General features: G+C 45.6%; 10 protein-coding genes. 2 read left to right on the top strand and 8 right to left on the bottom strand.

Annotation, left to right across the window (positions count from 1 at the left end; translation table 11 throughout):
- Positions 1 to 93 precede the first annotated feature (93 nt).
- On the top strand, positions 94 to 2,805 hold the full coding sequence (locus EO131_RS01485; RefSeq protein WP_127018576.1) for a M16 family metallopeptidase: 2,712 nt from the start codon (positions 94 to 96) through the stop codon (positions 2,803 to 2,805).
- Between the two features lie 351 nt (positions 2,806 to 3,156).
- On the opposite strand, the gene groL is transcribed toward EO131_RS01485, so the two are convergent.
- From groL to miaB, 7 genes are all read right to left on the bottom strand, one after another.
- Positions 3,157 to 4,785 (bottom strand): chaperonin GroEL, encoded by a 1,629-nt coding sequence (groL, locus tag EO131_RS01480; RefSeq protein WP_127018575.1) that lies wholly within the window; start codon positions 4,783 to 4,785, stop codon positions 3,157 to 3,159.
- Between the two features lie 22 nt (positions 4,786 to 4,807).
- Positions 4,808 to 5,086: a co-chaperone GroES gene (locus tag EO131_RS01475; protein WP_127018574.1), complete on the bottom strand. Its 279-nt coding sequence runs from the start codon at positions 5,084 to 5,086 to the stop codon at positions 4,808 to 4,810.
- A gap of 145 nt (positions 5,087 to 5,231) precedes the next feature.
- Positions 5,232 to 5,603 carry a preprotein translocase subunit SecG gene (gene secG / locus EO131_RS01470; protein WP_127018573.1) on the bottom strand — a complete coding sequence of 124 codons (372 nt, stop codon included), beginning with the start codon at positions 5,601 to 5,603 and terminating at the stop codon, positions 5,232 to 5,234.
- Positions 5,604 to 5,612: 9 nt separating this feature from the next.
- On the bottom strand, positions 5,613 to 6,515 hold the full coding sequence (locus tag EO131_RS01465) for a hypothetical protein (RefSeq protein WP_127018572.1): 903 nt from the start codon (positions 6,513 to 6,515) through the stop codon (positions 5,613 to 5,615).
- 3 nt (positions 6,516 to 6,518) lie between these two features.
- Positions 6,519 to 7,040, bottom strand: a complete 522-nt coding sequence (locus tag EO131_RS01460; protein ID WP_127018978.1) for an LptE family protein — start codon at positions 7,038 to 7,040, stop codon at positions 6,519 to 6,521.
- Positions 7,041 to 7,068: 28 nt separating this feature from the next.
- On the bottom strand, positions 7,069 to 8,352 hold the full coding sequence (locus EO131_RS01455) for a sigma-54 interaction domain-containing protein (protein ID WP_127018571.1): 1,284 nt from the start codon (positions 8,350 to 8,352) through the stop codon (positions 7,069 to 7,071).
- A gap of 3 nt (positions 8,353 to 8,355) precedes the next feature.
- Positions 8,356 to 9,819, bottom strand: a complete 1,464-nt coding sequence (gene miaB, locus EO131_RS01450) for a tRNA (N6-isopentenyl adenosine(37)-C2)-methylthiotransferase MiaB (RefSeq protein ID WP_417935566.1) — start codon at positions 9,817 to 9,819, stop codon at positions 8,356 to 8,358.
- Positions 9,820 to 9,948: 129 nt separating this feature from the next.
- On the opposite strand from miaB, the gene EO131_RS01445 reads away from it, so the two are divergent.
- Positions 9,949 to 10,677, top strand: a complete 729-nt coding sequence (locus tag EO131_RS01445) for a hypothetical protein (RefSeq protein WP_127018570.1) — start codon at positions 9,949 to 9,951, stop codon at positions 10,675 to 10,677.
- Between the two features lie 52 nt (positions 10,678 to 10,729).
- Here the strand turns inward: EO131_RS01445 and EO131_RS01440 are convergent, their stop codons facing one another.
- Positions 10,730 to 13,864, bottom strand: a complete 3,135-nt coding sequence (locus EO131_RS01440; protein WP_127018569.1) for a WD40/YVTN/BNR-like repeat-containing protein — start codon at positions 13,862 to 13,864, stop codon at positions 10,730 to 10,732.
- Between the last annotated feature and the right edge of the window lie 49 nt (positions 13,865 to 13,913).

Raw genomic sequence — 13,913 nt, 5'->3', positions numbered from 1 at the left:
TTATTTGATGGAATTTTAAGAGCTTGTAGAGACTTGATTGTCATTATTTTCCATAAGTTTAAAGATGATTCCATTAACTAAAACACGTATAAAATGAAGAAAAATTTCTTAAAGCAGTTTTTACTTTTACTGCTGGTGGCCAGTACTGTGGCCGTCAATGCCCAAATGAAAAAAGTGGCCACGGTGGAGGGCATCACCGAGTACCAGTTGGACAATGGTTTAAAAGTATTGTTGTTTCCCGACAATTCTTCCCAGACCATAACCGTGAATATTACCTATTTGGTCGGTTCCCGTCATGAAGGGTATGGGGAAAAAGGTATGGCCCACTTGTTGGAGCACATGGTTTTCAAGGGGACACCCAATCACCCCGACATTCCAAAAGAATTGTCAGCCCACGGGGCCAGGCCCAATGGAACCACTTGGTACGATCGTACCAATTATTTCGAGACCTTCAATGCCACGGAAGAAAACTTGGACTGGGCATTGGATTTGGAGGCCGATCGTATGATGAACTCCTACATCGCCAAAAAAGATTTGGAGTCGGAATTCAGTGTGGTTCGCAACGAGTTTGAAAGTGGGGAGAACAACCCATCGCGCGTGTTGATGCAGAAAGTGATCAATGCGGCCTTCGAATGGCACAATTACGGAAGCAGCACCATCGGTAACCGTTCCGATATTGAGCGGGTACCCATTGAAAATTTGCAGGCCTTCTATAAAAAATTCTATCGGCCCGACAATGCCGTGCTCATGATCACCGGTAAGTTTGATGAAGCCGAGGTACTCAAGAAGGTACAGGACAAGTTCGGAAAGCTTAAGGCTCCGGCAATTCCTATTCGGGATTCGTACACCGAAGAACCTGAGCAGGATGGCGAACGTTATGTAAAAGTGTCCAGAGTGGGCGACCTTCAAATTGTATCCATGATGTACCACACCCCAGCTGGGGCCGATGAGGACCATGCAGCTATGGCCCTCGTGGAAAATGTACTTACCGATACCCCTTCAGGTCGGTTGTATAAAAAATTGATCGAGACCCAAAAGGCTTCTTCACTATGGTCGTTTATTCCCTTTACCAAAGAACCGGGGTTTTTCTATTTGAATGTGGATGTACCTTCGGACAAAAGTGCCGACGAGGTTGAAAAGATCATTCGGGAAACCATGGATGGTCTGGAGCCCATCACCCAAGAAGAATTGGATCGGGCCAAGGCCAATATCCTTAAGGATATTGATGAGGTCAACCGAAATTCCGGTTATCTGGGTACTTATATGAGCGAATTCATTGGTGCCGGGGATTGGCGACTTTCCTTCATTTATAGGGATAGGGTGGAAGCCATGACCTTGGATCAAGTGAATGCTGCCATGAAAAAATACCTGATACCTACCAACAGGACCATGGGACGTTTTGTGCCCACCAAAGATCCTATTCGCGTGGCCATCCCGCATCCGGAAAATGTCGATGCTTTGGTTTCCGATTACAAAGGCAAGGAGGGCAAGGGTACTGGCGAGGCCTTTGATGTTTCCTTCGACAACATCCAAAACCGATTGGATTCGGGCAAACTGTTCGATAAAATTGAATACGGGTTCATTGAAAAGGACAATCGTGGCAAAACGGTTATCCTAAGTTTCAATATGCGGAACGGGGATGTCAATAGCCTAATGAACCAAGGTATGGTGCCTTCTTTCACCGCTTCCATGTTGGACAAGGGAACCACTTCGAAAACCAGGCAGGAAATAGAGGATGAACTGAGCAAATTGAAATCGTCCTTGAGCTTTTATGCACGAGACGGCAATATCTATACTTCCATAGAATCCACTGAGGAGAATTTGATGGGAACGTTGGAGTTGTTGATGGAGATCATCAAGAACCCATCCTTTAAGGAAGAAGAGCTTACCAAACTGAAGACCCAGCGTTTGGCCAATATCGAAAGGAACCGTACCGAACCGGGATATTTGGCTTCCAAACGGGTTTCCGAAATCAACAACCATTATCCCAAAGGACATCCGTTGTACAGTATGTCCACCGAAGAGGAGATAGCCGCCATCAATGCCGTAACACGTCAGGATTTGGTTGATTTCTACAATAAATTTTATGGGTTGGGTAGAAGCACCTTGGTAGTCATTGGAAATTTTGATTCCGATGCGTTGAAATCATTTATGGAAGAAAACTTCAAAGGATTTGAAAGTGAAGTTTCCTATGCCGAAATAAAAGATCCGTTTGTGATGAACAAAGCGGTGAATGAAAACATTATCACCCCAGATAAAAAGAATGCGGTTACGTATGGACTTTTGGGTGTGGAAATGAGCCAATACGATGATGACTATCCAGCTATGATCGTGGCATCGTCCATTTTGGGCGGCGGATTCTTAAATTCACGATTTGCGGATAGGTTGCGCCAAAAAGATGGAGTCAGCTATGGGGTTGGCGCCAATTTTTCCGGTGATGGTGATAAGGAGGATAAAAATTCATCCATCTTCCTGTACGCCATCTATAACCCCGATAATTTGGAAAAAGTACAATTAGGCTTCAAGGAAGAATTGGATCGTTTCATCGCCGATGGCATTACCGACGAAGAATTCACCAATGCCGTGAACGGTTGGATCCAAGGGCAAACGGTTTCCAGGGCCAAGGACAATGAACTTTCCTCTTTGGTGAACAATAACATTTACTACGAGAGGACCATGGATTTCCAAAAGAATCTGGAGGCAAAAATGAAGTCTTTGACCAAGGAAGATGTGGAAAAGGCCATTAAAAAGTACATCAAACCCTTTTCGGAATGGACCATTGTAAACGGAGGTGATTTTAAGTAAAACACTGTAAAACAATTATATAGCACCCCATTTTATGGGGTGTTTTTTTATGTGATTGGAAATGAGAAAAAATTTTAGTTAATATTTAGCCAACAAAAATTTTCGGATTCCAAACTGCAATACATTTACTATAGTTTTTAATTAATTGACTTATGAAAAACGCAAAGTCAACTGGAAAGTCATCTCCTGCAAAAGCTGTAAAGCCTGCTGCAAAGAAGACCACCCAAGCTACTGGTAAGAAGAAGTAACTTGGTGCTTTTGGCCTTACGTGGGCCATTTACTGGATACAAAAAGAAAACGCCCCGATCATTGGTCGGGGCGTTCCTATTTTAGTGGTTTCCTGAACGGAAATTACATCATTCCTGGCATGCCACCTCCCATTGGAGGTCCAGCAGGCGTATCTTCCTTAATATCGGTCAATGCACACTCAGTGGTCAAGATCATACCTGCCACAGAAGCTGCATTTTCCAAAGCGATACGGGTCACTTTCTTGGGATCGATAATTCCCGCTTGAAGCATGTCCACATATTTGTCGGATTTGGCATCGTAACCGAAATCCTTTTTGCCTTCCAATACTTTGGAGATCACTACGGAACCTTCACCACCAGCATTCTCAACGATGGTACGCAAAGGAGCTTCGATGGCCTTGGCCACGATTTGAACCCCGGTTGTCTCGTCCAAAGAATCGGTTGTCAATTTTTCAAGAACCTTTTTGGCGCGTACCAAAGCTACACCACCACCGGCAACAATACCTTCTTCAACAGCGGCACGGGTTGCGTGCAAGGCATCGTCCACACGGTCTTTTTTCTCTTTCATCTCAACCTCGGAAGCGGCACCCACGTAAAGTACGGCAACACCACCGGCCAACTTGGCCAAACGCTCTTGCAATTTTTCCTTATCGTAGTCGGAAGTGGTTGTTTCGATTTGGGCCTTGATCTGGTTTACACGGGCCTTGATATCGGAAGCTTTTCCTGAACCGTTCACGATGGTGGTATTGTCCTTATCGATGGTCACGGTCTCAGCAGTACCCAACATGTCCAAAGAAGCGTTCTCCAATGAGAATCCTCTTTCTTCAGAAATTACAGTACCACCGGCCAAGATAGCGATGTCTTCCAACATGGCTTTTCTTCTGTCACCAAATCCAGGAGCTTTAACAGCGGCAATCTTAAGACCACCTCTCAATTTGTTCACTACCAAAGTGGCCAAAGCTTGTCCTTCAACATCTTCGGCGATGATCAACAATGGTCTTCCGGATTGTGCAACAGGCTCAAGAATCGGTAGGATTTCCTGTAGGTTGGAGATTTTCTTATCAAAAAGAAGGATATATGGATTGTCCAAATCGGCAATCATTTTATCCGTATCGGTTACAAAGTAAGGAGAAAGGTAACCTCTATCGAACTGCATACCTTCCACAACGTCCACGTAGGTATCGGTTCCTTTGGCCTCCTCAACGGTAATTACACCTTCTTTGCCCACTTTTGCGAAAGCAGTGGCGATCAAATCACCAATGGTTTCGTCATTGTTGGAAGAAATGGAGGCAACCTGCTTGATCTTATCAGAATCGTTGCCCACTTTTTTGGCCTGTTTTTCCAAATCGGCCACCAAAGCTTCAACAGCCTTGTCGATACCACGTTTCAAATCCATTGGATTAGCACCGGCAGCAACGTTCTTAAGTCCTTCCTTAACGATGGCTTGTGCCAAAACCGTTGCGGTAGTGGTACCGTCACCGGCTTGGTCGTTGGTCTTGGAAGCAACTTCCTTTACCATTTGTGCGCCCATATCCTCAAGGGCATCCTCCAATTCAATTTCTTTGGCTACGGACACACCATCTTTGGTAACTTGTGGAGCACCAAAAGATTTGCTGATGATCACGTTTCTACCTTTTGGTCCCAAGGTTACCTTTACGGCCTCGGCCAATTTGTCAACGCCTCTTTTCAGTCCGTCACGTGCGTCTATATCGAACTTAATATCTTTTGCCATTTTTCTTTAGTTGATTTTTTAATTAAACAATTGCCAAAATATCACTCTCACGCATCATCAAATAGTCGGTACCGTCCAATTTGAGTTCGGTTCCGGCATATTTTCCATAAAGCACGGTATCGCCAACCTTAACGGTCATTTTTTCATCCTTGGTGCCAGGACCTACGGCAACAACAGTCCCCTTTTGTGGTTTTTCCTTAGCATTGTCCGGAATGATGATACCGGAGGCAGTCTTGGTCTCGGCCTGTAGTGGCTCGATCAGTACCCTGTCTGCCAATGGTTTGATTGTAACTTTAGCCATATTTTAAATTTTTAAGTATTTGTTTTTAGAAATTCTCCCTTCTATTGGGCAGAAATTGTGCCAATGCACAAAAACTGACATTCTGGAAAACAAAAATGCCAGCTTGTCATTTAAGCTGGCATTTTGTTGTTTTTTGTCACATTGATTAACCACCAATAGTGTCCGATGGACTTGTGGTGTTTGCTGGTGGCAATTGCTCAGGAACCGATTCTGGAACAGTTTCAGGAACCGTTTCTTCGATGTCATCGCCCTGGAGCAGTTTTGAATCCGCACCCGCGTAACTTCCTTTTAGGGAAACATTGGAAACCAGGATCAATACAATCAAAATTGTGGCCAAGGTCCAGGTGCTTTTGTCCAAAAAGTCACCGGTCTTTTTTACACCTCCCACAACTTGGGTGCCGCCACCACCGAACGATGATGACAACCCACCTCCTTTAGGATTTTGGACCATGATGACCAAAATCAACAAAAGGCACACGATAATGATAAGTATCAAAAAAATTGTAAACGTGCTCATGTCTTTTTATTATTCTTTTTCTTTCTGCAGCTTCTTCACCGCCTGAATTTGGTCTGCAAAGAAACCACTTTTTTCTGGATATTTCAAACTCAATATTTTAAAGGCTTGAATGGCCTTTTTATACTTTTTTTGCTCGAGATATACCTTGGCCAAAGTCTCCGTCATCAATTCGTTTTTATCAAATTTTGTGGAGTCCTTTATATCGAGTTTTAAGTTGGGGGTCTCCTTTGGGACAATTTTGGGGTTGTTCTCGATAAATCGGTCCAAGAGCTCGAATTTTTTCTTTCGCTCCAGTTCCTCCATCACATTTTCTTCCGACTCTTCCGCTTCAGGTTCATCGGTAGTCGAGGTAAGTTGCAGCCATTCGGTGAACGAATGTTTTTCCTTTTTGGTGAAGGGGATGGGTTTGCCCAATTTCAAATCGGTTTCAGGTTCCGAAGGTTGCTCTTTTTGGATGTGTGGTTCTGGTTTTTCTTCGGATGACTTGGATTCAAAAAGTTCTGGATTCAGAATCTGTTCGGCATCCTTTAGGTTCTGGGGCAATGCCGGCTCATCGGATACGGCAAGCATGCTTTCCGCATTTGGATTTGGTTCCACCGCTTCCGAAACAGCATTTTGTTCTTCCAATTTGGAACCACGCCCAGCTATGGCATCCGCAATATTGTTCTGTACAAATTCCTGCGAGGTGATGTAATCGAAAAGCACATCCCGATCAGTGGTATGTGCAGCCGTCACTTTCAGGGCATTGTTGTACTTGTAACTGTCCAGATTTTTCAATCCCTTCAAATGCAGGGCGCGTGCCGCCTGAAAATAGGGATATTCCTCAATAATATCCTCCAGTTCCCGTGTTTGTTTTGGGGACAGGATGGTATTCGAGTTTTGAAGAATATGTATAAAATCCGAAACGTTCATAAATTACCAATTACCCAAGGAAGCATTAAATATATCCTGTGTCAACCGTTCAAAAATCTCTTCATGGGCCGCTGCTTGAATCGAGGTCAACGAAGCAGCCGCATCAAAATCGTAAAAGAAGGAAAAACGGCGTTCAAAGTCCGCGTCCTCCTTGGTGGTGTTAAAGAACCGAACGTTAACGCTCATGGTCAATCGGTTCTGCGCGGTCCGTTGGTCGGCCGTGGCCGTCATCGGAATTACCTTGTATTCCACAATTTCACCTTCGTACACCAAATCGCCATTGTTTCCAGTTAGCGAAAGGCTGGTCAAGTTGTTGATCAAATCTTGCAAAGCCAATGTAAAATCCCGGTCCAATCCCGGGACAATGGTAGAACCTGGGGTTTGGTCGGCATAGTTTTGGAAAAAATTGACTTGGAAAGTGGTCGCCGTACCAATGTCAGCCCCGGAAAAATTATAGGCCCCGCAACTATAGAGTGACAGGAGCAAACCCATAATTCCAATCTTAATGCTATTTCTTCGCTTCATAATCAATTCAAACATAACAATAATTGGATTACAGGTCGTATTGTTTGATTTTTCGATATAATGTACGTTCCGAAATGCCCAGTTCGGCTGCGGCGGCTTTTCGTTTACCGTTGTTGCGTTCCAAGGATTTTTTGATCAGCTCAATTTCCTTTTCCTGTAAAGATAAGGTTTCTTCCTCCTCAATTTCCTCTGCAAAATGGTAACGATCTTCCTGGGGTATCGGAGCGGGTGCTTGCACAGGAGCTTCCATTACCGGCTCGGGCAATCGGAGCACTTCTGTGGTTGCATCTTCTTCCAGGTCGATTTCTTCTTCGTCCTGACCATTTCCATAAATTTTACGGATCAAGTTCTCATTTTCTTTCTGCACTTTGGAAGAATCGTTGTGTTTCAACAACTCCAACGTCAGTTTCTTCAGGTCGTTTAGGTCACCTTTCATATCAAAAAGCACCTTGTACAAAATTTCACGCTCGTTGCTGAAATCGCCTTCCTTTTTGGTCTGGCCCACCACTGCCGGAAGATTGGAACCTTGGGATTCGGGGAAATAACTTTGTAGGGTTGCGGCCGAAATATTCCGGTTTTCCTCCAATACGGAAATCTGTTCCGCAATGTTCCGCAATTGTCGAATGTTGCCTGGCCAGCGGTATTTCAACAATAATTGAACGGCATCATCTTCCAACCGAATGGTAGGCATTTTGTATTTCTGTCCAAAATCGGAAGCAAACTTTCGAAACAACAGATGTATGTCCTCACGGCGGTCCCGAAGCGGGGGCAAATGAATTTCCACGGTGCTCAAACGGTAATACAGGTCTTCACGGAACTTCTCCTTTTCTATGGCCTCGAACATATTGATGTTGGTGGCCGCTACGATCCGTACATCGGTTTTTTGCACTTGGGAGGATCCCACTTTAAGGAATTCCCCGTTTTCCAATACCCGAAGCAAACGGACTTGGGTGGTGAGGGGCAGTTCCCCGACCTCGTCCAAGAAAATGGTTCCGCCATCGGCCACCTCAAAATAACCGCTGCGGGTTTGGGTGGCCCCGGTAAAGGCTCCTTTTTCGTGCCCGAACAGTTCACTGTCGATGGTCCCTTCTGGAATGGCACCACAGTTTACGGCGATGTATTTGGCGTGTTTGCGGTGCGAAAGGGAATGGATGATCTTGGGGATGGCCTCTTTACCGACCCCACTCTCCCCGGTGACCAGGACGGAAATGTCCGTTGGTGCTACCTGAATGGCTTTTTCTATGGCACGGTTGAGCTTAACATCATTGCCGATGAGCTCAAACCGCTGTTTAATGGATTGAACACTTTCCATGTATCAATTGTTCTTTGAGTAACCTACGGCTTCACCGATCAAGGTGGCGGAGGTGCATTCGTTGATCTTTACGTCGACAAAGTCGCCAATTTGGAAGTTTTCCTTTGGAAACACCACCACGGTATTCTGGGAATTGCGACCCATCCAATGGGCATCCGATTTTTTGGAAGGCCCTTCGATCAACACTTCTTCCACTTTGCCCACATGTTGTTGGGTTCGGTATAGGCCGTGTTTTTGTTGTAGGTCGATGATTTCGCGTAGGCGTCGTTTTTTGGTTTCTTCCGGAACATCATCCTCCATTTTTCGCTCTGCCAATGTGCCTGGACGCTCTGAATAGGCGAACATGAAACCGAAATCGTATTTCACATATTCCATTAAACTCAAGGTATCCTGATGGTCTTCCTCGGTTTCCGTCGGGAATCCTGTTATCATATCCTGACTTATGGCACAATCGGGGATGATGCGACGAATATTGTCAATCAGTTCGAAATATTCCTCCCGGGTGTGCAAGCGGTTCATTGCTTTCAATATGCGGTTGCTACCACTTTGCACGGGCAGGTGGATGTATTTGCAGATGTTGTCGTATTTGGCCATGCTCTCGATCACATCGAGGGTCATGTCCTGTGGATTGGATGTGGAGAATCGGATGCGCATTTTGGACTGGGCCTGAGCCACAAGCTCCAACAATTTGGCAAAGTTCACCGAAGTGGCCTTTTGCATGTCGGAAGCTTTGTCAAAATCCTTTTTGAGTCCGCCTCCGTACCAAAGGTAGCTGTCCACATTTTGGCCCAATAAGGTTACTTCCTTGAAGCCTCTTTCCCAAAGGTCGTTCACTTCCTCCAAAATGGATTGTGGGTCACGGCTACGTTCCCGACCGCGGGTAAACGGTACTACGCAAAAGGTGCACATGTTATCGCAACCACGGGTAATGGATACAAAGGCGGTGACTCCGTTGGAATTCAAGCGAACCGGGGCCACATCGCCATAGGTCTCATCCTTGGACAGGATCACATTTACGGCATTTCTTCCTTCATCAATTTCCTGGATCAGATTGGGTAGGTCTTTGTAGGCATCCGGGCCCACGACCATGTCCACGATTTTTTCCTCCTCCAAAAATTTGCTCTTCAACCGTTCGGCCATACAGCCCAAAACCCCAACTTTCATACCTGGGTTGGTCTTTTTAACGGCGTTGAACTTTTCCAAACGTTTGCGCACGGTCTGTTCCGCCTTTTCACGAATGGAACAGGTATTTACCAGGACCAAATCGGCCTCGGCCAGATCTTGGGTGGTATTGAAACCTTCGTTGGCCAAAATGGAAGCCACAATTTCGCTATCGGAAAAATTCATTTGGCAACCGTAACTCTCAATGTAGAGCTTACGGGTGTTCTTTTCGTTCCCTGTCATCGCCAATGAGCTTCCTTGCTGGCTTTCGTCAATAATTTTCTCTATGCTTTCGTCCTTGATCATATGGGTTCAATGGGGTGCAAAGATAGTGCTTATTCCATTTTAGTGACAATTTGGCAGTATTTTTTAAGATTATGTTGTGGAATCAATTGTTAGTAGTAATTTAAAGTTCGAAAACAACTGACCGAACCCATGGATTTTACAAACATCACCCAACGCATCGGTGCGAGCGCACCCATAGAATTTGGAACCGTATTTAACAACTCTGTAGAGCTTTTTAAAAAGGTATGGCTACAGGGTTTCATTACTATTTTGTTGACCCTTTTGGCGATTCTGCCTTTTTACTTGGTTATTTATGCTCCCATGATAGCTATGGGCATTACTGATCCTGAAACCCTCAGACATAACCAAATGCCCCCGGTGTTCACCCTTTTTATGATAGTTTTTATGCCCATTTTCATGTTGGCCATAATGACCATTTCCTTGTGTTTGAACGCGGCTTTTCTTCGTATATGCCGTAAGTACGATCTTGGTGAAATGGGGAAGGACGATTATTTTTTCTACTTTAAAAAGGAGTATCTAAAAAAGGCCTTTGTATTGGCCCTGTTGATGCTTGGTTTGTCGTTGTTGGGCCTACTGGCCTGTGGCTTGGGAATTATCTATTTGGTGGTCCCCATGTATTTGTTTCCTGCTTTTCTTGCTTTTGACAAAGAACTGTCCCCGATGGAAATTGTAAAATCCAGTTTTGCCCTGGGCAATAAAAATTGGTTGATGGTCTTTTTGCTGGTCGTAGTAACCGGGATTGTGGCCGAACTGGGCGTTGTACTTTGTTTTGTGGGTGTGTTCTTCACGGCCATGTTCAGTAAGATTCCTGCATATTTTATGTACAAGGATACGATAGGGTTGTCCATGGATATTTAATAAAAAACGCCCTTGATTCAAGGGCGTTTTTCTTTTTCTGTTCTTTTCAGAATCAATCCATCGAAATCATTTTGATGTGATTTTCATCTGCTTTGTTGTTGATGGCCGTGGCCCTTTCTTGGATCAATCGGTTTAAAGCGCTGATTTCCGTATCCAATTCCTTGGTCACTTCGGCAAAAAACGCTTTGGCCTGTTGGGTTGGTCGTTGGTCGCCACGCTGCGAATCGGCCAAGAGAAATGCAATCCGGTTGTTGATGCGGATACCATAGTTCAATGGGTCTTGTCGGCTTTGGTTTTTGGTCATGTGAATGTTGTTCTCGATCACGGAAAGTTCGGTTTCAAAATCAGTGGCCATCTTTTGCAATTCGGGGTTGTCCTTGGTTTTGGCCTTGAGATAGTCTAAATCTTTCTTGATGTTCCTGATGTTGATGATGGCATTGTTGGCGCGTGTCACTTGATCACGAACGGCCATTAAAAAGTCAAATTGATCTTGAAAATCTTTTTGTGTATTGGGTATGCGTGGATCTTTCACAATGGAAAATTCTTGCTCCATGGACTGGCCATTATACGTGAGTCTTACCTTATAGTTTCCTGGAACAGCCTTCGGTCCTACATTGGGTGATGAGTAGAATACCATTCCTTCAAATTCTTGGAAGCCGGGGTAGCGCATGTTCCAGACCATGCGGTTGCCACCCTTGGTCACCTCCAGTTTTTGAGTGGAGGCAGGATTTAACTTATCCGGCATAGCCGTGTTCGAAAAGCTTCGGATCACGGTACCGTCCATTTCCAAAATATCCAAGGAAACTTGGTCGCCCTCTTTGATATCGTTCAAATAAAAATTGATGATTGCCCCATTGGGATGGTTTTCGCCCACCAATCTGGTGTCCGGCTCTTGCCACCCACCACTTTGGTGCATGCGGTAGGCCATATCCGGTTGGTACAGGTAAAAATCACTGTTCCTGACCTCGTCGGACAGTTGATGAAGTGGGGTCAGGTCATCGATCATCCAAAAACTTCTACCATGTGTGGCCGCTATCAGGTCGTTGTCCCTAACGTGAAGATCTCTAATGGAGGTGATGGGTAAGTTCAACTGGAAGGAAGACCACGACTCCCCGTCATCAAAGGAAACGAACATACCCCATTCAGTGCCGGCGTAAAGCAGTCCTTCCCGTGTTTTGTCAGCGCGAATGGCCCTTGTGTAGTAGTTGTCTTTGATGCCGTTAGTGATCAATTTCCATGTTTTGCCGTAGTCATCGGTTTTATATAGGTAGGGAGTGTAATCGCCAAATTTATAGGAAGTGGCCGCCACATACACGGTTCCCTTTTTAAAGGGACTTGGATCGATGCAGTTGATCATGTTCAATTTAGGGGATAGGGACGAGGGAGGGGTCACATTTTCCCAGGTAACGCCATTGTCGCGGGTTACATGGATCAAACCGTCGTCGCTACCTGTCCAGATCACCCCTTTTTCAAGAACAGACTCACTGATGACAAAAATGTTGGAATAAAATTCCGCCCCTGTATTGTCCTGGGTGATGGGACCTCCAGAAGACTCAATGGTTTCTGGAATCCCTCTGGTTAGGTCCGGAGAAATGGTCTTCCAGGATTGTCCGCCATCGGTGGTTGCATGCAGGTAATTGGATCCTGCATACAAAACATTCGAATCGTGCCTGCTGAAGGTAACCGGATAGTTCCAGTTAAATCGGTACTTCATGACTTCGGCCCCGGAACCTGCTGGGTTATCCGGCCATACGTTGGTAGAAATAGTCTGCCCGGTGGTGTGGTCCAAACGGTTCATGTACCCTTTATAGGTGCCCCCGTACACCAATTGATTGTTTTTGGGGTCTGGAGCCAAGTGGGCACTCTCGCCACCTGCCGTGGGCTCCCAATCAGCTTCGGTAATGGCTGCATCCGATGAGCGGTGCGAGATACGCAGGGCGGTATTGTCCTGTTGTGCACCATAAATACGATATGGAAATATGCTGTCGGTAGCAATACGATAAAATTGGGCAGTAGGTTGGTTGTAATAAGTGGTCCAGTTGTTGCCGCCATCATTGGAGATTTGTGCCCCTCCATCATCCGCAATGATCATGCGTTGGTTGTTGTTGGGGTCGATCCACAGATCGTGGTGGTCGCCGTGGGGCGCATTTTTTAGAGTGAATGTTTTCCCGCCATCGGTAGAAACGCCGTAGCTTACGTTCATTACCCATACTTTGTCCACATTTTGGGTGTCGGCATAGATCCGACTGTAGTACCAAGCCCTTTGACGCAGGGCGCGATTGGTGTTTATTTTTTTCCAGGTCACTCCCGCATCATCAGATCGAAAGACACCTCCGTCCTTAGCTTCGATAATGGCCCAAATACGATCGGAATCCAATGGGGAAACGGCGATGCCAACTATGCCCCAGGGAAAACCTGGCAATCCTGAACGGGTAGAGATGTCTGTCCATGTATCGCCACCATCCGTACTTTTAAACATTTTACTATCGGGTCCACCACTGTCCATGCGGTAGCCGTTGCGCTTCATTTCCCAAGTGGCTGCATAAAGGATCCGGCTGTTGTTGGGATCCATAATCAAATCCCCGGCCCCGGCCTTATCACTGACATATAAAATCTGTTCCCAATTTTTACCACCATCGGTTGAGCGGTAAACACCCCGTGTCTTATTGGGCTTCCAAAGATTTCCGATGGCTGCCACATAAACAATATCCGGATTTTTGGGATGGATACGGATTCGGGCAATATGTTCGGAGTCATCCAACCCAATAAATTGCCAGGTCTCACCGGCATCCATACTTTTCCAAAGTCCTTTTCCAGAGGAGACATTGCCGCGAAGCGTTTGTTCACCTTCACCCACATAGATAATGTTGGGGTCCGATTCCGAAACGGCGACGGCACCAATGGAACCCCCAAAATAGCCATCCGAAATACACTCCCAAGAATTTCCGGCATCGGAGGTTTTCCAAACACCACCGCCCGCTGTACCCATATAATAAAGGTTGGGGTCGTTGGTCACTCCGGTAACGGTACCTGCCCGTCCCCCACGGTGCGGACCCACCATGCGCCATTCCATGCCGTTGTACAGGGTTTGGTCATACGTTGTGGTGGTCTTGTTTTTTTTGCGTTGTGCAGTGGAAGGATAAAAGCAGAGCAGGGCAATGGCCAAAAGAAGGATGCGATGGGTCATTTTGAAGCGGTTTAGTTGGTTATCGACCTTAAAAATACTAATAATTTAA

The organism is Flagellimonas beolgyonensis (genome assembly GCF_003992615.1).
In the GTDB taxonomy this organism is placed as follows: domain Bacteria; phylum Bacteroidota; class Bacteroidia; order Flavobacteriales; family Flavobacteriaceae; genus Flagellimonas; species Flagellimonas beolgyonensis.
This window is presented reverse-complemented; position numbering and strand designations above follow the sequence as displayed.

Excerpts from the sequence above, each read along its gene's own strand:
- EO131_RS01460 (WP_127018978.1), bottom strand. The coding sequence starts at position 7,040 with ATGAAGCGAAGAAATAGCATTAAGATTGGAATTATGGGTTTGCTCCTG.
- EO131_RS01455 (WP_127018571.1), bottom strand. The coding sequence starts at position 8,352 with ATGGAAAGTGTTCAATCCATTAAACAGCGGTTTGAGCTCATCGGCAAT.
- EO131_RS01445 (WP_127018570.1), top strand. The coding sequence starts at position 9,949 with ATGGATTTTACAAACATCACCCAACGCATCGGTGCGAGCGCACCCATA.
- EO131_RS01465 (WP_127018572.1), bottom strand. The coding sequence starts at position 6,515 with ATGAACGTTTCGGATTTTATACATATTCTTCAAAACTCGAATACCATC.
- EO131_RS01440 (WP_127018569.1), bottom strand. The coding sequence starts at position 13,864 with ATGACCCATCGCATCCTTCTTTTGGCCATTGCCCTGCTCTGCTTTTAT.
- secG (WP_127018573.1), bottom strand. The coding sequence starts at position 5,603 with ATGAGCACGTTTACAATTTTTTTGATACTTATCATTATCGTGTGCCTT.
- miaB (WP_417935566.1), bottom strand. The coding sequence starts at position 9,819 with ATGATCAAGGACGAAAGCATAGAGAAAATTATTGACGAAAGCCAGCAA.
- EO131_RS01485 (WP_127018576.1), top strand. The coding sequence starts at position 94 with ATGAAGAAAAATTTCTTAAAGCAGTTTTTACTTTTACTGCTGGTGGCC.
- groL (WP_127018575.1), bottom strand. The coding sequence starts at position 4,785 with ATGGCAAAAGATATTAAGTTCGATATAGACGCACGTGACGGACTGAAA.
- EO131_RS01475 (WP_127018574.1), bottom strand. The coding sequence starts at position 5,086 with ATGGCTAAAGTTACAATCAAACCATTGGCAGACAGGGTACTGATCGAG.